This is a genomic window from Gibbsiella quercinecans, from assembly GCF_002291425.1.
Classification (GTDB): Bacteria; Pseudomonadota; Gammaproteobacteria; order Enterobacterales; family Enterobacteriaceae; genus Gibbsiella; species Gibbsiella quercinecans.
The window spans coordinates 3,700,632-3,719,501 of the sequence record NZ_CP014136.1 but is presented as its reverse complement, the minus strand read 5'-3'; the positions used below and the strand labels follow the sequence as shown (position 1 = coordinate 3,719,501).

Sequence of the window (18,870 nt, the reverse complement as noted above, 5' to 3'; positions counted from 1 at the left end):
CTTAGCCCTGAGCTGGCATTTTGCGGCTCAGGGCTCTATCCAGGTCTGATAGGCAGATTCAGCGTTGAGAATAATAATATTCTAATAGTGCAGTTGCATGGCGACGCGACGTTGCGGATCCATTCCCGATGCGGCTTCTTTATCGAGCAAATCTTTCAGCCGCCGTTGAATTCCCTCCCCTTCCACAATTTTAAACCCCAGAGAGGCGTAAAAAGATGCGTTGCAAGGCACGTAGCGATCGGTGGTCAGAGTAGCGCCAGTGAAACCACGAGCCTTCCCTGCAGAAAGAAGCGTATTCATCAGGCGCCGACCTATTCCGCGGTGCTGCCAGTTCGGGTGCACGTCAACTTCTGCAATGTGCAGCCAATTATCAACGATTGACGCTCCAGCGAATCCTACCGGGATGTCGGCCGGGGCGAAGGCGACAAAGAGCAATCCTTCATGGCATAACTGGTTGAAGTCATCAATGCTGCCCGCGGCAGGAGGCCCTGTCACTGCGCCTCCTGCGCGTAGCGTCTCAAACGCCGCTAACTCAATGATGCGAAGCGCGGCCAGGTGTTCATTTCGCGCAAGACTGATCGTGATGTCCATGATTAGGTTGATCCATATTTTAGCAATGCCGGTAGTACGGCGTATGAGTAAGGCTCCGGCAAGGAAATAACCTGTTGTCTAAAAAGACAGTATCATTTCATACACTCTGCGCAATTCCTTCCAATACCGGTTACGCATGCAATGGTTAAGTAAACGTCTCGGCATGCTTAAAATCAAAGGCTTCACTTTATGATCCCGTTTTCAAATGGTTTTTTACTGAGCCTTTCGCTGTGTCTCGATATCGGCATTGCCAATATCGCCATGATTACGCTGGCCATGCAACGTGGGTATTTTCATGGTTTCTGGCTGGGAATTGGCACCTGCGTGGGTGATTTAGTCTATGCGTTACTGGCGCTGGCAGGAATGACCCTATTGCTTCAGTATGAAGCCGTACGCTGGATCTTATGGATTGGGGGCGGCGCGATGCTGTTGTGGTTCGCAGGCAAAATGCTCATTGCAGCTTTTCAGAAGGCTGCAGAGCTTAACGTGAACGAAGCCCATCAATACCGCTCACTACTGCGCGAATTCGGACGAGGAGTCTTGCTCGCGATGTCCTCTCCCACGGCCATCCTGTGGTTTGCTACAGTGGGAGGGGCGCTGATTTCCCGGATGGGGCAACACAGCGTAACGGCATCATCCTGGTTTTTAAGTGGCTTCTTTATTGCGGGCGTGTTCTGGACCTGTGTGCTGTGCCTGGTCGGTAGCTTTGGTGGCAGGCTACTTGGCCATCGTCTGCTTAAATATTCCTACATAGCGTCAGCGCTGATATTCAGCTATTTTGCCCTTTATGTGATCGTGTCAGGTTACCAGGAGTTTATGGCGGCCTGATCTTACCTGAGAAGCATAGTGATGGGGCGTCGTTCCCATCACTTTGCGAAAAGAATTGATGAAATGACTCTGGTCATAGAATCCCAGCATAATGGCCACATCAAGCGGATGAACATTCCTGCGCAACAAATCGCGGGCCTGGTGCAAGCGCAACTGCATATGATATTGCAAAGGCGGCATGCCCGTCTGTCGGGTGAAACAGCGAACAAGATGATATTTACTCAACCCGGCCATCTGCGACAGTATTTCCAGCTGTGGTTTTACGTTGAGATGCTCGCGTAAATATTCAATGACTAAGTTAACCCTCTGTTTATCACTGCCCTGCAGCATGGCGGGTGTTTCCAGCAGCTCGCCACAAAGTAATATCAGCTCCTGCTCCTGATTAATGCTGTGTTGTTCCTGCCGAGCGGATGTTGCAAAACGGCACAGAGCATCAAATAGGCGCACATTATTGATTATGCCCTCACGCAGGATCGGTGCTTCACGATCGCTGCGTAGATTTTCCTCATCGGCAAGCGTTTTCATCACTGACTGAGGCATATGCACGCTGATAAATTCAACGCACTGACTATCAAAGCGCGACGCTTGAATCGTGCCAGGGTTATATAAGGTCACCTGACCACTTTTAACGTATGCAGTTTCTCCTGACAGCCAGATCTCCTCGACACCCGTCAGGTTTGCACTGATAACATATTCATCATGGAGATGTTTCGGAAAGCAGGAATTTCTGGCTTTTACTCGGGAGCACTCTACCCCATTCCGGCTAAACCACTCTGCAGACTGTAATGACAACGTATCTGACCTTATGCTGGAATTGTGAATAGTTATTAAGGTTTAATAAAACCATTGGCTGCCCATTTTTTCAACTATTGGTTTGGACTCCCTGCTTTCGATGAACAGTAATGCGAACCCCGGTCCCCAGCAATGGGCCTGACAGAAACAACTACCTGCGGTATGCACAAGGCCTGGCTGTCTGAGCTGGAAGACAAAAAGCAATAAACGGGGAGCAGATCATTTGATGACGATTTTCAGTTGAAGCCGTTTGCCAGTGGCCGAAGCGGCCAGCAAGCTGACTAAATAAGGGCGCGGAATTTACTCAATTCTTTTACTGTTTGTGGTAGAGCCTGGCGAAGTAGCGCATCAAGATACTCATCAACCGATTTCGGCGGCTTTCTCATATTGCGGCGCTGCTTGTTTACGGCCGCCAGAACAAGTGCCTGATTCAAATCGAAAAAATCAGTAATAAAATCATCTGGATGTAATGCTTCAATGCCGAAATTATTCAGGTATTGTAGTGGGAAATCTTTCAAGTTGAACGTAACGACGATTTCAGCATTGCTGCAAATGGCGGCAGCAACAACATGCCTGTCATCAACATCAGGAAGATCGATACTGGCAACGAGCGGCTCGAAACCTGTAACCATTGCATCAGGCAATGCCCGATTCATAAGCTCCCCAGTTTGTTTGATTTGGTCAGAATTTAAGTCAGGTCTATCCTTAATCAAATTACGCTGCCATTCTTCTTCGATAATGGCCGACCATTTCGGTTGATACAGCCCGGTCAGTCCCAGATGCATCAATAAATCCCGTAGTAAGGATGGATAGAGTACGCAAGCATCTAATACTACGGGATAAGGTGAAAGAGTCATCAGTAAAATCCAAGTTCCTGGCTATGATCTGCCAATACCTGCATTGCTTTGTGGCTTTCGCTATCTCGCTGATCTTTGTACCTCATTAAATCGGCGAAAAGCACGCGGCGATGGCGACCTGTTTTGTGAAAAGGTAGCTTCCCATCTTCCAGTAGTTTCACCATATGAGGGCGAGAAACATTCAGAATGTTGGCAGCTTCCTGCGTTGTTAATTCAGCATGCACAGGAACAACCTGAACCGCGTTACCGACGGCCAACTCTCCTAAAATCGACATAAGCAGCGTCAATGAAGACGTTGGCAACTCGATCTGGCGAGTGTTGTTATCTGCGTCCTGAATCGAAATTTTTTGTGTTTCCATTTTCGTGGAGAGGTAGGCAGCAAGCTCCCTTTGCCCACGAACAGCTGCCTCAATCTCCCCTTGAGCCGGAAGGCTCAGGCTATCAAGAATTGAGTTTTTCATTTAAGTATCCAATGTTTAGGTTTAGTTTATGAGTTTCAGTTTTACGATTTAGTGTTGACAGCAATGATTGATTGCAGATTAGTCGAAACAAACGAAAAACACAACAAACGAAACAGACGAAACGGACGAAACGGACGAAACGGACGAAACGGACGAAACTAAATTTAGACGGGAATGGTTACCGGTACGGTGTGCTGGCAGTGGATAAGGCGTATTGCCTTCGATTATTGGCTACCGCGCGCGCCCTTATCACATTCTCCCGGACACAATGAATGGGTAAAAAAATAGGGGCACTGCGTTAACAGTGCCCCCAGTTCGTTTTATAGCCATCCAGCTACAAAGTGTGCTCCCTGCTCAATCCCTGAAAACTTTTCCCTATGGCCATCCTGGCCCAACATCCGTGCAAATCCCTGAACGCCTTCCCAGCGTGGTTCCTTATAGCCTTTCATGGCCCGCCAATATTCCTTTATCGGCTCTCGATCTCCTTCCTGGAGGTGTCCCGAGTTCATCCTGAAAACCGCAAGGCCCCTGCCTGATAGGTTGCCTTTTGCCCAGAACGGGCTTGTTCGTGCTGCCCTTAAAACGCCCGGCGCCTGCCGTTATCCGTTTCAAGTTCATATATCCTATAAACATCAAGATCGCTTAATTTTCATTGTTGCACAATATACCAAGAACGCGGCTAGCGGACGGATGAGGGAAAAACACGAAGAGATCAAAAACAACCTATTGATAAACAACTAGATAATATTGATCTGGGACAAATTTCGAAAAAAATAAAAAGCAATATCTCACACGTAATGTGAGATATCTCTTACACGGTATTACCTATAAACGTAATTAATCAGAGAGGGTTGGCCGCAGCGCGTCGAGGAAATTGCCCAGTGAGGCCGCCAGCAACGTGCGTTTGCTGCTGCCGAACTGCTCCAGCACCACGTTGCCGCTGACGTTGCAAAGCGATACCACTGTCATCTCTGATGCCGTGGTGGCGAGGAACAGCGTGGGCGAGAGTTTCAGGCGTTTTTGCGTCACCAGGTGACCGATCAGGTTTTCCTGCAGGCGAATGAAATCGTCTTCACTCCACACCTGCAGCAGCGTCAGGTGCTGCTCGCCAAATTGAGCGGTCATATCGCCGGCATATTGCTGCGTGTAAAAAGTATGGATATCCGGCTGCAGCCGCAGTTCAAGTGCGGTTTCCACCCGGGCCAGCGTCGCCGGTGGCGTGAACGGCTGCGGCAACCACAGCACATCGTCAGTGCGGCTTTCCACAATGCAAGGCGAAGACACGCCGTACAGTTCGCTACTGGCCGGCGCATGGCCGCGCTGCTGTTGCCAAAGTGCAACATAACGCTGGGTAAATTCACGCAGAGCGTGTGCTACATCATGGTCCATATTTTATCCCATATACGGTAAACTGGCGGCCATTGTATCGTTCTGGGACCAAGGTGACATCTATGTCCACATATCAAAACAATCAGGCGCTCGCCGGCCTGAAGCTCGGTAAACCCACTGCCTATCACGATCAGTACGACGCCACGCTGCTACAGCCGGTTCCGCGCAGCCTGAATCGCGAGCCGCTGGGGCTGTATCCGCAGAGCCTGCCTTTCCACGGCGCCGATATCTGGACGCTGTACGAACTCTCCTGGCTGAATGATAAAGGCCTACCGCAGGTGGCCGTGGGGGAAATCAGCCTGAACGCCAATAGCGCCAACCTGATCGAATCCAAAAGCTTCAAGCTGTATCTCAACAGCTTCAACCAGACGCGCTTTGATAATTGGGACGCCGTGCACAGCACCCTGCAGCGCGATCTGGCGGCCTGTGCGCAAGGCGAAGTCAGCGTCACCCTGTTCCGCCTGGAACAACTGGCCGGGCAACCGATCGCCATGCTGGCGGGAGAATGCATCGACGAACAAGACATCGCTATCGATAACTATGACTTCAACGCTGGCTATCTGCAAGGCGCCAACACCGGCCCGCTGGTGGAAGAAACGCTCGTCAGCAATCTGCTGAAATCCAACTGCCTGATCACCAACCAGCCGGACTGGGGTTCAGTGCAGATCCAATACCGCGGGCCGCAGATCGATCGGAAAGCGCTACTGCGTTACCTGGTGTCTTTTCGCCATCACAACGAGTTCCACGAGCAATGCGTTGAACGCATCTTTAATGATGTGCTGCGTTTTTGCCAACCGGAGCAACTGTCGGTATACGCGCGCTACACGCGCCGCGGCGGGCTGGATATCAACCCCTGGCGCAGCAATACGGCGTTCACCCCGAATGCCGGGCGGCTGGCCCGCCAGTAAGCCAACCATTGCTCAACGAGTGCGCTAACGCGCTGCGTTGTATTGGTAAAAATCAAGGGACGGCGGTAAGGTTAAACCAGAGTATCCGCCGCCGTAGAATGCGTTCCGGCACGCAGGCGCCAAGCGCGATGCTCGCATACAATAACAAGCTGCTGTATGGATTGCTAATGCCCAGCCAGGGCGCAAAGGAGTTATCTTGATTACACATATCAGCCCACTCGGCTCTATGGACTTGTTGTCGCAGTTGGAAGTAGACATGCTCAAGCGTACCGCCAGCAGCGACCTGTACCGTTTGTTCCGCAACTGTTCACTGGCCGTATTGAACTCCGGTAGCCAGACTGACAACAGCAAGCAACTGCTGTCACGCTATGAAAACTTTGACATCAACGTGTTGCGCCGTGAACGCGGCGTTAAACTGGAATTGATTAACCCGCCGGAAGAGGCCTTCGTCGATGGCCGTATCATCCGTTCACTGCAAGCCAATCTGTTTGCCGTACTGCGTGATATTCTGTTTGTGCATGGTCAGATCGCCAACGCCACCGGCCGTTTTCAAAACTTAAACCTGGAAAATTCCACGCACATCACCAACCTGGTGTTCTCCATCCTGCGCAACGCCCGCACGCTGCATCTGGATGAAGATCCGAATATGATCGTCTGTTGGGGTGGCCACTCCATTAATCCGACCGAATACTTGTATGCGCGCAAGGTGGGCAGCGAGCTGGGCCTGCGCGAACTGAACATCTGCACGGGCTGTGGGCCTGGCGCGATGGAAGCGCCGATGAAAGGCGCCGCGGTGGGCCATGCCCAGCAGCGTTACCGCAACAGCCGTTTTATCGGCATGACCGAGCCTTCGATCATCGCCGCCGAGCCGCCTAACCCGTTGGTCAATGAACTGGTGATCATGCCGGATATTGAAAAACGGCTGGAAGCCTTTGTGCGCATTGCGCACGGCATCATTATCTTCCCTGGTGGCGTTGGCACCGCCGAGGAATTGCTCTATCTGTTGGGGATCTTGATGACCCCGGAAAACAGCGAGCAGGTGCTGCCGTTGATCCTGACCGGGCCAAAAGAGAGCGCCGACTACTTCCGCGTTCTGGATGAGTTTATCGGCAATACGCTGGGAGAACAGGCCCGCCGCCACTACCAGATCATCATTGACGATCCGGCCGAGGTTGCGCGCCGCATGCGTAACACCATGCCGTTGGTTAAAGAAAATCGCCGTAATACCGGCGATGCCTACAGCTTCAACTGGTCAATGCGCATTGCGCCGGATCTGCAATTGCCGTTTGAGCCGACCCATGAAAACATGGCTAATCTCAACCTGTCGCCGGCCCAGCCAGCCGAACAGTTGGCGGCGGCGCTGCGCCGCGCGTTTTCCGGCATCGTGGCGGGCAACGTGAAAGAAAATGGCATACAGGCCATTGAAGAGTTCGGCCCCTATAAGCTGCATGGCGATCGGCAAATGATGAAGCAGATGGACCAACTGCTGCAGGGTTTTGTCGTCCAGCACCGGATGAAACTGCCGGGCACGGCCTATGTGCCCTGCTATGAAATCATCGCCTGATTGTCTCCAGCCCAGCATGCGGGCGGTCAACACCGCCCGCCGTTAATAACGCTTATCATGGCGTTGCCGGCCAATATTCCAACAGCGATTAACGATGCCTATACACTTACTGATTGTTGACGCCCTGAACCTGATCCGCCGCATTCATGCCGTGCAGGGTTCCCCCTGCGTGGATGCCTGCCGCCATGCGCTGCAACAGCTCATCCAGCACAGCCAACCTACGCATGCGGTGGCGGTATTTGATGAAGACGATCGCCGCGACAGCTGGCGCCATCAATGCCTGCCTGACTATAAAGCCGGCCGCTCGCCGATGCCGGAAAACCTGCAGCAGGAGATGCCGCAGTTGCGCCAGGCCTTTGAAGCCAGCGGCGTAGCTTGCTGGCATTCGCCCGGTAATGAAGCGGACGATCTGGCCGCCACGCTTGCGGCAAAAGTGGCCGCGGGCGGCTATCAGGTCACGATTGTTTCAACCGATAAAGGTTACTGCCAACTATTGGCGCCCAGCGTACAACTGCGTGATTATTTTCAGAAACGCTGGTTGGATATGCCTTTTGTTCAGCGTGAGTTTGGCGTGCTGCCACAGCAACTGCCGGATTTCTGGGGGCTGGCGGGCATCAGCAGCAGCAAGATCCCTGGAGTTGCAGGCATTGGCGCCAAAACTGCCGCGTTGCTGCTGCAACAAGCCGGCGATCTTGACAGGCTTTATCAGGATTTGGCAAGCGTGCCAACGAAGTGGCGAACCAAACTGGAGCAACAGCGTGAAATGGCCTACGCCTGCAAGCAGGTTGCCACGCTGCGTACCGATCTTCAGCTAAGCGGCAATCTGCAGCAATTGCGGTTGCCGGCAAGATAATGCCCTCACCCCAACCCTCTCCCACCGGGAGAGGGAGCAGCCCGAGTGAATATGGGGCTATGGCAGACGGAAAACCCCCAGCTATTCATTGTGCACGGACACTCCCCCTCTCCCACTGGGAGAGGGAGCGGCCCGAGTGAATATGGGGCTATGGTAGACGGAAAACCCCAGCTATTCATTGTGCACGGACACTCCCCCTTTCCCACCGGGATAGGGAGCGGCCCGAGTGAGTATGACAGGCAGAAAGCGTTAGCTATTCATTGTGCACCCTAGCCCTCTCCCGGTGGGAGAGGGCTAGGGTGAGGGCGAGGAACAAAGAAAAGATTAACGCTCGTCGCGGCGCCCTGGGATCGCCGACCAGATACGGCGCACGTGCACAGTGATCTCTTCACGATCGTGATACAAATGCCGGGCATGAATCTCTGAATTAATACCAAACGCGTCAAGCGCTTCGCGGATCGTCTGCAGGTTTTGCGAAACCTCTTCATAGCGCTTTTTCATCGGCAGCTTCAGGTTGAAAATCGCCTCGCGGCACCAGCCGTTGGTCAGCCAGTCGATCATCAACTGCGTTACGCGCGCCGGCTTCTCTACCATATCGCACACCAGCCAATAGATATTGCTGCGCGTCGGCTCAAACTTAAAGCCGTCGGCGCGATGGTGGGTCACTTGCCCGGTATCCATCAGGCTGGGCGCCATTGGGCCATTGTCCACCGCATGGACCATCATGCTGCGCTTCACCAATTGGTAAGTCCAGCCGCCCGGGCAAGCGCCCAGATCCACCGCATGCATGCCGCTGCCCAAACGTTCATCCCACTCATCGGCGGGAATGAACACGTGAAACGCCTCTTCCAGCTTCAACGTGGAACGGCTTGGCGCATCAGCCGGGAACTTCAACCGTGGAATGCCCATATAAAACGGGGAATTGTTGTTGCTGTAAGAGTAACCCACGTAGCAGCAACCCGGCGCGATAAAGAACACGTGCACCACCGGGCGGGTTGGATCCTCACGCGCCATCAGCACCTTTTCCTGCCGCATCGCCGCGCGCAGCGGTACCGTCAGCTTGCGGCAGAACTTCATCAGCTCTTTGCTTTCGTTGGTATCCGGTACTTCCACCCGCAGCTCGCCTGCGCGCTCCACCACGCCCATCAGCATACCGACGATCGGCGTGACGCGATCTTCCGGCGGCAGATCGCGCAACAGTTCGCCCACCACGATCATCTGGCGGGCGAAAATCATCTCGCGGAACGGCAGCTCGCGCGCCAGGCGGTCGGCATCTTCCGGCTGGTAACATTCGAACAGCACGTAGCCGCTGTTCTCTTTCACCCTGGCGAAGCCAAACACCTCGCGCTGCGCGGCCTTATCGGTGATCTCCGCCGCGCACTCTTTTTCAAAGCCCAGGCGGCAGTACAGTGCAATCTTATTCATGGCGCTCGGCCTTTTTCCTCAGACGCAAAGCGCCAATCAACATCAGTATCCAACCGATCAGGAAGCACGCGCCCCCGATTGGCGTGACATAAACCCAGAGCTTCAGGTGCGAAAGCGCCAGGCAGTAAAGGCTGCCGCTAAACAGCACGGTGCCCAGCGCCAACAGCGCGGCGCTCCAGTAAAACCACAAACAGACGCGGCGCTGCATCGCCACGGCCAATGCCAAAATAGCCAGGGTATGAAACCCCTGATATTCCAGCCCGGTATGGATCCAGGCCATTTCATCGGCGCCCAGCGTATTACTTAATACGTGGGAGCCTATTGCCCCTAGGGCGACAAAAACAAAACCGCTGATCGCGGCAAAAATAAACATGGAACGACTCGTCATCGTTATTTTACCTTTTGATCTTTACCGGCGGTGGCGCCGCCACCGGCCTTATTGTTCATAGCGGAAACGGAATTTTTCCTGCTCACTGGCGGCGCGCGTCAGTATCCATTGGCGAAAGGCGGCTATTTTACCCAGTTCTGCCTGGCTGTCATGGCATACCAGATAATACGCATTTTTACTTACCAGCACGTCGTTGAACGGGCAGACCAAGCGCCCTGCCTCCATTTCCGTTTGCGCCATCACATTATTCACCAGGGCCACCCCTTGCCCATGCACCGCTGCCTGCACCACCATCGCACTATGGCTAAAGATTGGCCCCTGCTGCACATTGATATGCTGCAGCCCAAGTTGGCGGGTGTAAGTCTGCCAGTCACGGCGCGAAGTATCATGCAACAGGGTATGATAAACCAGATCGCCCGGCGATTTTAATGCATGCTCGCCGCCGAGCAGCGCCGGGGAGCAAACCGGCAGCAGGTATTCCGCATACAAGCGCTCGGCCCGCAGCCCCGGCCAGTTGCCGCGCCCGTAGAAAATCGCGACGTCAACGTCATCCGCCAACTTATCCTCTTCGCGGTCAACGGCCTGAATGCGCACGTCGATCCCCGGATAAGCGGAGTTAAAGCCCGAAAGGCGTGGCACCAACCATTGAATGGCAAAACTGGGCGGCACGCTGACGGTCAATGCGCCCTTGGCGCTACGCGCCTGTAGTTTGCGGGTGGCCTCATTGATAGAAGAAAAAATCTCTTTGATATCGAGGTAGTAACTCTGCCCTTCTTCCGTCAGCAACAGTGACCGGTTACGCCGCCGAAACAGTTTCAGCCCCAGAAAATCCTCCAGCGATTTAATCTGATGGCTCACTGCCGCCTGGGTAACAAACAGCTCTTCAGCGGCTTTGGTAAAGCTAAGATGACGGGCGGCGGCATCAAAGACCCGCAGCGCGTTAAGGGGGGGTAAGCGTTTTGACATGAATTATCGGCTTTTTACCAATTTATCGGATTAAGCTGCGTAAAAAATCAGGCGGCATCAGGCGTTCGCCACTTCGGCGCCACCAGAAACCGCTAATATTAGTTTTTTTTATCCGAGGCATTATAAATTGTCCGTTGAGGGTACGCCAGCAAATACCTATAGTGGCGGCACTTCCTGGGCCGGAACGAAAAGGGATTGGGTGTTCAAGGCACCGATGAACTTTTGGCCTGTGGTTGTGATGTTGTGTTTGCAAATTGTCCGGTTTTTCGGACATGGTAGCCAAGCTACTTTTTTCACTTCCTGTACATTTACCCTGTCTGTCCATAGTGATTTTTTGCAGCACCGCAAGCTTGCGGTGCTTTTTTTTACCTGGCGTTTACTGGTCGGTTTCGAGCATTTCTTTGACTTCAGAGCGGTTAATCTGCTGCTGTACGCCGTTGGCGTCTTTGTAGCTGATCATCCCGGTATCTTCATCTACCTTGGGTTTTCCATCTGCGACAATGGTGCGCCCATCGTTGGTATGCATAACATAGTTACTGGAACACGCGGCCAGCGTAAACACCAACATCAGGGAAGAGATAACTGCGGCTGTTTTCTTCATTTGGCACTCCTTGTAGATAAAAATTCTGTTATAAAACTTCTTATTCATCTAAGAAACTGCTACATGCCGTCTATAACAGCATAACAAACTTTCACCAGTTTTCCAGAAAACGGGCCGATTGTTCAGGGTAACTTGTCTGAAAAGACAAAATAGGACAGGATCACCTCATCTTCAGGCCAGTGATAATCAGGGTATGTCGCCATTTAACCCCACGCTTTTCCGTAACCAGTTCCCGGCGCTCCGCCAAAGCGGTATCTATCTCGATAGCGCCGCCACGGCGTTGAAACCGCAGGCCGTCATCGACGCCACGCAGCAGTTCTATTGCAGCAGCGGCGCCACCGTACACCGTAGCCAACACCGTGCCGCACAGGATCTGACCGCCCGCTTCGAGCTGGCGCGCCAGTGGGTGGCCGAATGGCTCAATGCCCCTTCAGCGCAAGACATCGTCTGGGTGCGCGGCGCCACCGAGGCGATCAATCTGGTGGCGCAAAGCTACGCCCGCCCGCGCCTGCGGCCGGGTGATGAAATCATCGTCAGCGAAGCGGAACACCACGCCAACCTGATCCCATGGTTGATCGTCGCCGAACAGACCGGCGCCAGGGTGGTTAAGCTGCCGCTAGGGGGCGATCTGCTGCCCGATTTAGCGCAACTGCCAACCCTGCTGACCCAGAAAACCCGCCTGCTGGCGCTAACGCAGATGTCCAACGTCACTGGCGGTTGCCCGGATCTGGCACAAGCGATCGGCCTGGCCCATATGGCCGGTGCAGTAGTGATGATCGATGGTGCGCAGGGAATGGTCCACCGCCCGGTGAATCTGCAGCAGTTGGATATCGATTTTTACGCTTTTTCCGGCCACAAGCTGTATGGCCCAACAGGTATCGGCGCGCTGTATGGCAAAAGCGAATTGCTGGCGCAGATGGTGCCATGGCAGGGCGGAGGGAAAATGCTCACCCAGGCTTCCTTTAACGGCTTCACCCCGCAAAAGCCCCCGCACTGCTTTGAGGCGGGAACGCCAAACATTGCCGGCGTGGTCGGCCTGGCGGCTGCGCTGGAGTGGTTACGCACGCAGGATATGGCCGGGGCCGAACGCTACAGCAGCGAACTGGCGGCAAGCACGCAGCAGCGCCTGGCGCAGTTGCCCGGTTTTCGCAGCTTCCGTAACCCCGGCGCCAGCCTGTTGGCATTTGACATCGCCGGGATTCATCACAGCGATATCGTCACCCTGCTGGCCGAACAGGGCATTGCGCTACGCGCCGGCCAGCACTGCGCCCAACCGCTGATGGAGGCGCTGGGGGTGAGCGGCCTGCTGCGCGCCTCCTTCGCCCCGTACAACACGCCGGAAGATGCCGATGCGCTGGTCAACGCCATGATCAACGCCATCGCGCTGCTGGCCGATTAACCCGATGACCGGAGGAACCATGCTCGCCCCTCATCCGTTTGGCAACACCCTAACCACAGAGACGCTGGCCGCCCGGTTCGCCCCGCTGCGCCAATGGGAAGATCGCTATCGCCAGGTCATCTTGTTGGCCAAACAACTGCCGCCGCTGCCGGAGGCGCTACGCACGCCGGATATTGAACTAAGTGGTTGTGAGAACCGTGTGTGGCTGGGGCACCAACTGCTGGAAGATGGAACGCTGCACTTTTATGGCGACAGCGAAGGCCGTATCGTGCGGGGGTTACTGGCGGTGTTGCTCACCGCCATTGAAGGCAAAACCCCCGCTGAAGTGTTAACGCAGGATCCCCTGGCGTTATTTGATCGCCTGGGGCTGCGCGCCCAGCTTAGCGCCACCCGGGCCAGTGGGCTGGCGGCGCTGGCTGCCGGCGCCAAATCAGCGGCAGCGCGCTACGCTTGACGCGCCGCCTTCGCCAGCATTTTCTTCAACGCGTGGGAAACCGCCACAAAACCAAAGGTGGCGGTCACCATGGTCGCTGCCCCGAAGCCGGCGCTGCAGTCCATCCGTTTTGGCCCTTCCGCCGTGCTGCGTGACGCACACACCGTGCCGTCCGGTTGCGGGTAAACCAACGGTTCGCTGGAGAACACGCAGTCAATCCCCAGGCGGCCCTTGCTGTTTTTCACCACGTTGAAATCATGCTTCAGGCGCTCGCGCAGTTTGGCGGCCAGCGGATCCTGAATGGTTTTGGCCAGATCGGCCACGGCAATGCGCGTTGGGTCGATCTGCCCGCCCGCGCCGCCGGTGGTGACCACCGGGATCTTAAAACGGCGGCAATAGGCCAACAGCGCCGCTTTTGGGCGCACGCTGTCGATGGCGTCAATCACATAGCTGAAGTTTTGCGCCAGCAGTTCGGCAACGTTATCCGGGGTAATAAAGTCATCTACACAGGTCACGCGGCACTCGGGGTTGATGGCCTGAATACGCGCCGCCATCACCTCGGTTTTCGACTGGCCCACGTGCTGGCGCAGCGCGTGAATTTGGCGGTTGGTGTTCGTTACGCACACATCGTCCATATCAATCAGGGTGATGGCGCCGATGCCGGTGCGCGCCAGCGCCTCCGCAGCCCATGAGCCCACGCCGCCGATGCCGATCACGCACACATGCGCCTGCGCAAACAGCGCCAACGCCTGCTGGCCATATAAACGTGCCGTGCCGCCAAAACGCTGCAGATAGGCTTCCGAATAGGGTGTACTCATAACGCGTTACTTACCTTAACGATTGCAAATGACAAGGGCCGGAAGATCCGGCCCTGGCTTTGGGCGCAGCCCCACATGGGAGCGCCGCGGGAAACAGGTGCGCTCAGCGGTTAACCAGCAGCGAACCGCCGCCGGGTGCCGGCGAGTTGGCGCTAAACAACGTGCCCGCATTCGCCCCTTTCAGCACCCAAACGCGGCCATAGTGGTTGTAATAACCCGCTGCGTGGCCAGCCTCTGGCCCAATGCCCTGATAAATATCGAAGTGCTGCCCTTTAATGGCGCCGCCGACGTCCAGCGCCACCATCAGGCGCATCTCATATTTTCCCGTGAATTTCCCCTGGTTGTCCAGTAGGGGTACTTCCGCCAGCAATGTGGTGCCGGCGGGGATCAGGGAACGATCGGAAGCAACGGAAGCCTTGGCGATCAGCGGAACGGCGCTTGCCCCTTTCACCGGCGCAAACGCCTCTGGGCGGAAGAAGACAAAGGAAGGGTTCTGCTCCAGCAGTTCGCGCACTTCCGCTTCACTGTGGGTTTCCGCCCAGTGGCGAATCGCCTGCATGGACATATCTGCCCTGGCGACTTCGCCGCGATCAATCAGCACTTTGCCGATGCTGCGGTAGGCGTGGCCGTTTTTGCCGGCGTAGCCGAAGAACATCAGCGGTTGGCCGTCGCCAAAGTCCACATAGCCGCTGCCCTGGACTTCCATCATAAAGTTGTCCATCAGCGAGTTGGTGTAGGCGATAACATAGCGATCGTCGAGAGCGCCAGAATAGATACCGGCACGATCGGGCAGGCGGCTACAGCCTTTTGGCGGCATACGGTACAGCGGATAACGGAACTCACCCTGCCGGGTATAGCGCGCCTGCACCACCGGCGTGTAGTAACCGGTAAACTGTACGTTGCCATAGTTGTCCACGCCTTCCATCTGGAAGGCGCTCAGCCCAAACTGGCCCAGTTGGCGCGTATCGCCGCCGGAGGCGACCCAGCGCTGCACCGCCTCATAGGTTGGCGTATTACGGTTAAACAAAGCAGGAGACGCGTACTGGATCTCCATCAATTGATTCGAATAATCTTTGGCATTTGCCGGCATGCCCTGCGCATTGGGGCTATTGACCAATTCCAACGACTGATCAAAATGGCCGTCCTTATACTGCTGCCCCCGGTCCGTCGGCTTGGACGAACAGCCCGCCAACACCGCTATTACCAATCCGCCCAGCAGATATTTGCCCCAACGTCCTTTCATTACGCTTGCTCTCATACTGAATTAGCCCACCGGCGAACGATAACAAACCCCTATAGATAAAGGAATCGCTGCAAATAAAAAAAACCACGCGTATAACGATGAAAAAGAACGCGAATTGGGGAGAAATTCAACAAAAAAACGGCTTACGTTCAATTAATTGCAAAAAGGAGTTGCAAGATAATCCATGCAGCGTATAGTGCGCATCCATCGGACGCGGGGTGGAGCAGCCTGGTAGCTCGTCGGGCTCATAACCCGAAGGTCGTCGGTTCAAATCCGGCCCCCGCAACCAACCGATGCTGTACCAGCAGCATCACAGTAAAAAGTTGGTTTCGATAACATAAGCATTAAGACGGACGCGGGGTGGAGCAGCCTGGTAGCTCGTCGGGCTCATAACCCGAAGGTCGTCGGTTCAAATCCGGCCCCCGCAACCATTTTAATGAATTACATCAAACACCTTAACGGGTGTTTTTTTGTATCTGCCGCCTGTGAAATGGCCCTTCCCACGGGCACATGCGCCGGTGTTTACTGCGCCCGCGCGCCACCGTTCGCAAAGTATGCCTTGATCCCTGCCAGAATCGATTCGGCCACCTGCTGTTGAAAATGGCTGGTCTTCAATTTACGCTCTTCTTCCAAATTGCTGATAAAGGCGGTTTCCACCAGAATGGACGGAATATCCGGCGCTTTCAATACGGCAAAACCGGCCTGTTCAACGCGGTTTTTATGCAATCGGTTGATTTTCCCCATCCGGCCCAGCACTTCCTTGCCAAACTTCAGGCTGTCGTTGATGGTGGCGGTCTGCAACAAATCCAACATGGTGTGATCCAGATAGCGATCGCCGCTTTTACTGACGCCGCCAATCAGATCCGATTCGTTCTGGGTTTGCGCCAGGAATTTTGCCGCCGAGCTGGTGGCGCCTTTGGTCGACAGGGCAAACACCGAGGATCCACGCGCCGCGCGGCTGGTAAAGGCATCGGCATGAATCGAGATAAACAGATCGGCGCGCTGTTTACGCGCTTTGGCGACCCGCACCCGTAGCGGAATAAACACGTCTTCGTTGCGCGTCATATGCACCCGCATGTTAGGTTCACGCTTGATCAGGTTGCTCAGGCGGCGGGCAATCTGCAGCACGATGTCTTTTTCGCGGGTTTTATATTTGCCAATCGCCCCCGGATCCTCCCCGCCGTGGCCGGGATCCAGCATAATGACGATCGGCCGATCGCGCCCGGCCTTACCGGCCTGGGTGGCCTGCGCCCGCGCCGGTAGCGTGCGCTCAAGATCCCCTTTATTGTAATCTTCCAGCAACGCCAGCAGCGGATCATATTCTTCACCCTGCGCCGTCCCACCGGTGGGGTACAGATCCATCACCAGGCGGTTGCGGTATTCCGCCACCGGCGGCAAGGTAAAAATATTGGGCGCCACAGGGTGTTTAAGATCCAACACCAGCCGCACCGTATTTTTATCGAACTGCCCTACGCGGGCCTGCTGTAGGTAAGGATCGTTGGCATTCACCTGCCCGGCAATGCCCTTCAGGACGCTGTTGAGGTGCACGCCTTCAATATCAACCACGATGCGATCGGGGTTGGTGAGCGCAAACTGTTTATAGTTAAGCGCAATATTGGATTCAAGCGTAATACGGGTATAGGTGGAAGAAGGCCAGACGCGCACGGCGACGATATGCGATACAGCAGCCAAACCAACGCGACTCACACTCAGCAACCAGGTTGCAGTTACGCCCTGCAGAAAACGGCGGCGACCCAGATTGTGATTAGCGTTTGGCATGCGGCTCCGACATAAAAACAGGTTAAAAAAACACCAATGGTTACAATGCCCAAAACTTTAACTAATCCGTCATACGCTGTCATCAGAAAATATATCGATGTTTTTTCAGTTTATTAATGAGTTAGCATTCATGATTCAAAAATCCAAGATAATTCCCACTTGCCATTGCGCCAAGAAAGAATAAAAATACAAAAATATCGTATAAATATGCAAAAGAGGTTTTGCCGTGAAGGAACGTAGTACAGAGCTGGTTCAAGGATTCCGTCACTCAGTTCCCTATATCAATGCGCACCGTGGCAAGACATTTGTCATCATGCTGGGCGGTGAAGCCATTGAACATGAAAACTTTTCCAATATCGTCAACGATATTGGCCTATTGCATAGTCTGGGTATCCGCCTGGTCGTGGTGTATGGCGCGCGCCCACAGATCGACAGTAACCTGGCGGAGCATCACCTTGAGCCGGTTTACCACAAATATACCCGGGTAACCGATTCCCAAACGCTGGAATTGGTAAAACAGGCTGCCGGCCTGCTGCAGCTGGATATCACCGCGCGGCTCTCCATGAGCCTGAACAATACGCCGCTGCAGGGCGCGCATATTAATGTGGTGAGCGGCAACTTTGTGATCGCTCAGCCGCTCGGCGTGGATGACGGCGTGGACTACTGCCACAGCGGCCGCATCCGCCGCATTGATGAAGATGCCATCCATCGCCAGCTCGACAGCAACGCCATCGTGTTGATTGGCCCAGTCGCGGTTTCCGTTACCGGCGAAAGCTTCAACCTGACCTCGGAAGAAGTGGCCACCCAGTTGGCGATCAAATTGAAAGCAGAGAAAATGATCGGCTTTTGTTCTTCGCAAGGCGTGACCGATGCCGATGGCAACATCGTTTCAGAGCTTTTCCCGAACGACGCGCAAAAACGCATTGAAGAGCAGGAAGAAAGCGGCGATTACCTGTCCGGCACCGTCCGGTTCCTGCGCGGCGCGGTAAAAGCCTGCCGCAGCGGCGTGCGCCGCAGCCACCTGATCAGCTACCAGGAAGACGGTGCGCTGGTGCAGGAACTGTTCTCACGCGATGGTATCGGCACCCAGATCGTTATGGAAAGCGCCGAGCAGGTGCGGCGCGCGACTATCAACGATATCGGCGGTATTCTGGAACTGATCCGCCCGCTGGAGCAACAGGGGATCCTGGTGCGCCGCTCACGCGAACAGTTGGAAATGGAGATCGACAAGTTCACGATTATCGAGCGCGATAATCTGACCATCGCCTGTGCCGCCCTCTACCCGTTCCCGGAAGAAAAGATCGGCGAAATGGCCTGCGTGGCAGTGCACCCTGATTATCGCAGCTCGTCGCGCGGTGAGCTCCTGCTGCAGCGGGTGGCGAGCCAGGCGCGGCAAATGGGGCTCAGAAAGCTGTTCGTGCTGACCACCCGCAGCATTCACTGGTTCCAGGAGCGCGGCTTTACCCCGGCGGATGTCGATGTGCTGCCAATGCGTAAGCAGGCGCTGTACAACTATCAGCGGCGTTCAAAAATCCTGCTGGTCGATTTGTAATCCACAAGGGGCGCCATTGCGCC

Annotated in this window: 19 protein-coding genes and 2 tRNA genes; 9 read left to right on the top strand and 12 right to left on the bottom strand. The window is 54.8% G+C overall.

All coding sequences use genetic code 11. The features are described 5' to 3' along the window. Nucleotides 1–81 precede the first annotated feature (81 nt). Nucleotides 82–591, bottom strand: a complete 510-nt coding sequence (locus tag ACN28Q_RS17125; protein ID WP_095847443.1) for a GNAT family N-acetyltransferase — start codon at nt 589–591, stop codon at nt 82–84. Between the two features lie 189 nt (nt 592–780). Between ACN28Q_RS17125 and ACN28Q_RS17120 the strand changes: the two genes are divergently transcribed. Further along, the gene (locus ACN28Q_RS17120) at nt 781–1,419 is read left to right on the top strand and encodes a LysE family transporter (RefSeq protein WP_095847442.1); all 639 of its coding nucleotides are present in this window, start codon (nt 781–783) and stop codon (nt 1,417–1,419) included. Here the strand turns inward: ACN28Q_RS17120 and ACN28Q_RS17115 are convergent. The 4 genes from ACN28Q_RS17115 to syd form a co-directional block, all read right to left on the bottom strand. Then, nucleotides 1,390–2,211, bottom strand: a complete 822-nt coding sequence (locus ACN28Q_RS17115) for an AraC family transcriptional regulator (protein ID WP_095847441.1) — start codon at nt 2,209–2,211, stop codon at nt 1,390–1,392. The two genes, ACN28Q_RS17120 and ACN28Q_RS17115, sit on opposite strands and share 30 nt — an antisense overlap. Nucleotides 2,212–2,492: 281 nt before the next feature. Then, nucleotides 2,493–2,996 carry a VapC50 family PIN domain-containing toxin gene (locus tag ACN28Q_RS17110; RefSeq protein WP_230469467.1) on the bottom strand — a complete coding sequence of 168 codons (504 nt, stop codon included), beginning with the start codon at nt 2,994–2,996 and terminating at the stop codon, nt 2,493–2,495. A 71-nt stretch (nt 2,997–3,067) separates the two neighbouring features. Then, nucleotides 3,068–3,529, bottom strand: coding sequence for a helix-turn-helix domain-containing protein (locus tag ACN28Q_RS17105; protein WP_095847439.1), 462 nt, complete (start codon nt 3,527–3,529; stop codon nt 3,068–3,070). An 837-nt stretch (nt 3,530–4,366) separates the two neighbouring features. Then, on the bottom strand, nt 4,367–4,918 hold the full coding sequence (gene syd / locus ACN28Q_RS17100; RefSeq protein ID WP_095847437.1) for a SecY-interacting protein: 552 nt from the start codon (nt 4,916–4,918) through the stop codon (nt 4,367–4,369). 62 nt (nt 4,919–4,980) lie between these two features. On the opposite strand from syd, the gene queF reads away from it, so the two are divergent. The 3 genes from queF to xni all read left to right on the top strand — a co-directional run bounded on the left by queF (nt 4,981) and on the right by xni (nt 8,243). Beyond that, nucleotides 4,981–5,826 (top strand): NADPH-dependent 7-cyano-7-deazaguanine reductase QueF, encoded by an 846-nt coding sequence (gene queF / locus ACN28Q_RS17095; RefSeq protein ID WP_095847436.1) that lies wholly within the window; start codon nt 4,981–4,983, stop codon nt 5,824–5,826. Between the two features lie 196 nt (nt 5,827–6,022). Then, complete coding sequence (ppnN, locus tag ACN28Q_RS17090; RefSeq protein WP_095847435.1) at nt 6,023–7,390, top strand: nucleotide 5'-monophosphate nucleosidase PpnN; 1,368 nt, start codon at nt 6,023–6,025, stop codon at nt 7,388–7,390. A 94-nt stretch (nt 7,391–7,484) separates the two neighbouring features. Then, a complete protein-coding gene (gene xni / locus ACN28Q_RS17085) occupies nt 7,485–8,243 on the top strand; it encodes a flap endonuclease Xni (protein WP_095847434.1) in 759 nt (252 codons plus the stop codon). Nucleotides 8,244–8,567: 324 nt separating this feature from the next. Here the strand turns inward: xni and rlmM are convergent, their stop codons facing one another. From rlmM to ACN28Q_RS17065, 4 genes are all read right to left on the bottom strand, one after another. Further along, complete coding sequence (gene rlmM, locus ACN28Q_RS17080; protein ID WP_095847433.1) at nt 8,568–9,668, bottom strand: 23S rRNA (cytidine(2498)-2'-O)-methyltransferase RlmM; 1,101 nt, start codon at nt 9,666–9,668, stop codon at nt 8,568–8,570. Beyond that, nucleotides 9,661–10,056, bottom strand: coding sequence for a DUF423 domain-containing protein (locus ACN28Q_RS17075; RefSeq protein WP_095847432.1), 396 nt, complete (start codon nt 10,054–10,056; stop codon nt 9,661–9,663). The genes rlmM and ACN28Q_RS17075 overlap by 8 nt, the downstream gene beginning before the upstream one ends. Nucleotides 10,057–10,104: 48 nt before the next feature. Then, nucleotides 10,105–11,022 (bottom strand): transcriptional regulator GcvA, encoded by a 918-nt coding sequence (locus tag ACN28Q_RS17070; RefSeq protein ID WP_095847431.1) that lies wholly within the window; start codon nt 11,020–11,022, stop codon nt 10,105–10,107. Between the two features lie 376 nt (nt 11,023–11,398). Next, entirely contained in the window at nt 11,399–11,623 is a 225-nt protein-coding gene (locus ACN28Q_RS17065) for a YgdI/YgdR family lipoprotein (protein ID WP_095847430.1), read from the bottom strand. Between the two features lie 193 nt (nt 11,624–11,816). On the opposite strand from ACN28Q_RS17065, the gene csdA reads away from it, so the two are divergent. Continuing rightward, a complete protein-coding gene (csdA, locus tag ACN28Q_RS17060; RefSeq protein ID WP_095847429.1) occupies nt 11,817–13,022 on the top strand; it encodes a cysteine desulfurase CsdA in 1,206 nt (401 codons plus the stop codon). Nucleotides 13,023–13,041: 19 nt separating this feature from the next. Continuing rightward, nucleotides 13,042–13,476 carry a cysteine desulfurase sulfur acceptor subunit CsdE gene (gene csdE / locus ACN28Q_RS17055; protein WP_095847428.1) on the top strand — a complete coding sequence of 145 codons (435 nt, stop codon included), beginning with the start codon at nt 13,042–13,044 and terminating at the stop codon, nt 13,474–13,476. Here csdE and tcdA read toward each other — a convergent pair. Both tcdA and mltA read right to left on the bottom strand, forming a co-directional pair. Continuing rightward, complete coding sequence (tcdA, locus tag ACN28Q_RS17050) at nt 13,467–14,273, bottom strand: tRNA cyclic N6-threonylcarbamoyladenosine(37) synthase TcdA (protein WP_095847427.1); 807 nt, start codon at nt 14,271–14,273, stop codon at nt 13,467–13,469. The two genes, csdE and tcdA, sit on opposite strands and share 10 nt — an antisense overlap. A 103-nt stretch (nt 14,274–14,376) precedes the next feature. Beyond that, entirely contained in the window at nt 14,377–15,516 is a 1,140-nt protein-coding gene (gene mltA / locus ACN28Q_RS17045) for a murein transglycosylase A (protein ID WP_095847426.1), read from the bottom strand. A gap of 212 nt (nt 15,517–15,728) precedes the next feature. On the opposite strand from mltA, the gene ACN28Q_RS17040 reads away from it, so the two are divergent. Together ACN28Q_RS17040 and ACN28Q_RS17035 are read left to right on the top strand one after the other, a co-directional pair. Continuing rightward, nucleotides 15,729–15,805 (top strand) — tRNA-Met (locus ACN28Q_RS17040). Between the two features lie 65 nt (nt 15,806–15,870). Further along, nucleotides 15,871–15,947: transfer RNA gene (locus tag ACN28Q_RS17035), tRNA-Met, on the top strand. Nucleotides 15,948–16,038: 91 nt separating this feature from the next. Here the strand turns inward: ACN28Q_RS17035 and amiC are convergent. Further along, the gene (gene amiC / locus ACN28Q_RS17030; RefSeq protein ID WP_095847425.1) at nt 16,039–17,295 is read right to left on the bottom strand and encodes an N-acetylmuramoyl-L-alanine amidase AmiC; all 1,257 of its coding nucleotides are present in this window, start codon (nt 17,293–17,295) and stop codon (nt 16,039–16,041) included. Nucleotides 17,296–17,521: 226 nt separating this feature from the next. Here amiC and argA point away from each other — a divergent pair, with 226 nt between their 5' ends. Next, the gene (argA, locus tag ACN28Q_RS17025) at nt 17,522–18,847 is read left to right on the top strand and encodes an amino-acid N-acetyltransferase (protein WP_095847424.1); all 1,326 of its coding nucleotides are present in this window, start codon (nt 17,522–17,524) and stop codon (nt 18,845–18,847) included. Nucleotides 18,848–18,870: the final 23 nt, after the last annotated feature.

Coding starts and splice junctions, on each gene's coding strand:
- ACN28Q_RS17065 (WP_095847430.1), bottom strand. CDS start 11,623: ATGAAGAAAACAGCCGCAGTTATCTCTTCCCTGATGTTGGTGTTTACG.
- ACN28Q_RS17120 (WP_095847442.1), top strand. CDS start 781: ATGATCCCGTTTTCAAATGGTTTTTTACTGAGCCTTTCGCTGTGTCTC.
- csdE (WP_095847428.1), top strand. CDS start 13,042: ATGCTCGCCCCTCATCCGTTTGGCAACACCCTAACCACAGAGACGCTG.
- queF (WP_095847436.1), top strand. CDS start 4,981: ATGTCCACATATCAAAACAATCAGGCGCTCGCCGGCCTGAAGCTCGGT.
- syd (WP_095847437.1), bottom strand. CDS start 4,918: ATGGACCATGATGTAGCACACGCTCTGCGTGAATTTACCCAGCGTTAT.
- tcdA (WP_095847427.1), bottom strand. CDS start 14,273: ATGAGTACACCCTATTCGGAAGCCTATCTGCAGCGTTTTGGCGGCACG.
- ACN28Q_RS17125 (WP_095847443.1), bottom strand. CDS start 591: ATGGACATCACGATCAGTCTTGCGCGAAATGAACACCTGGCCGCGCTT.
- mltA (WP_095847426.1), bottom strand. CDS start 15,516: ATGAAAGGACGTTGGGGCAAATATCTGCTGGGCGGATTGGTAATAGCG.
- amiC (WP_095847425.1), bottom strand. CDS start 17,295: ATGCCAAACGCTAATCACAATCTGGGTCGCCGCCGTTTTCTGCAGGGC.
- xni (WP_095847434.1), top strand. CDS start 7,485: ATGCCTATACACTTACTGATTGTTGACGCCCTGAACCTGATCCGCCGC.
- ACN28Q_RS17110 (WP_230469467.1), bottom strand. CDS start 2,996: ATGCATCTGGGACTGACCGGGCTGTATCAACCGAAATGGTCGGCCATT.
- ACN28Q_RS17075 (WP_095847432.1), bottom strand. CDS start 10,056: ATGACGAGTCGTTCCATGTTTATTTTTGCCGCGATCAGCGGTTTTGTT.
- ACN28Q_RS17105 (WP_095847439.1), bottom strand. CDS start 3,529: ATGAAAAACTCAATTCTTGATAGCCTGAGCCTTCCGGCTCAAGGGGAG.
- ACN28Q_RS17070 (WP_095847431.1), bottom strand. CDS start 11,022: ATGTCAAAACGCTTACCCCCCCTTAACGCGCTGCGGGTCTTTGATGCC.
- rlmM (WP_095847433.1), bottom strand. CDS start 9,668: ATGAATAAGATTGCACTGTACTGCCGCCTGGGCTTTGAAAAAGAGTGC.
- csdA (WP_095847429.1), top strand. CDS start 11,817: ATGTCGCCATTTAACCCCACGCTTTTCCGTAACCAGTTCCCGGCGCTC.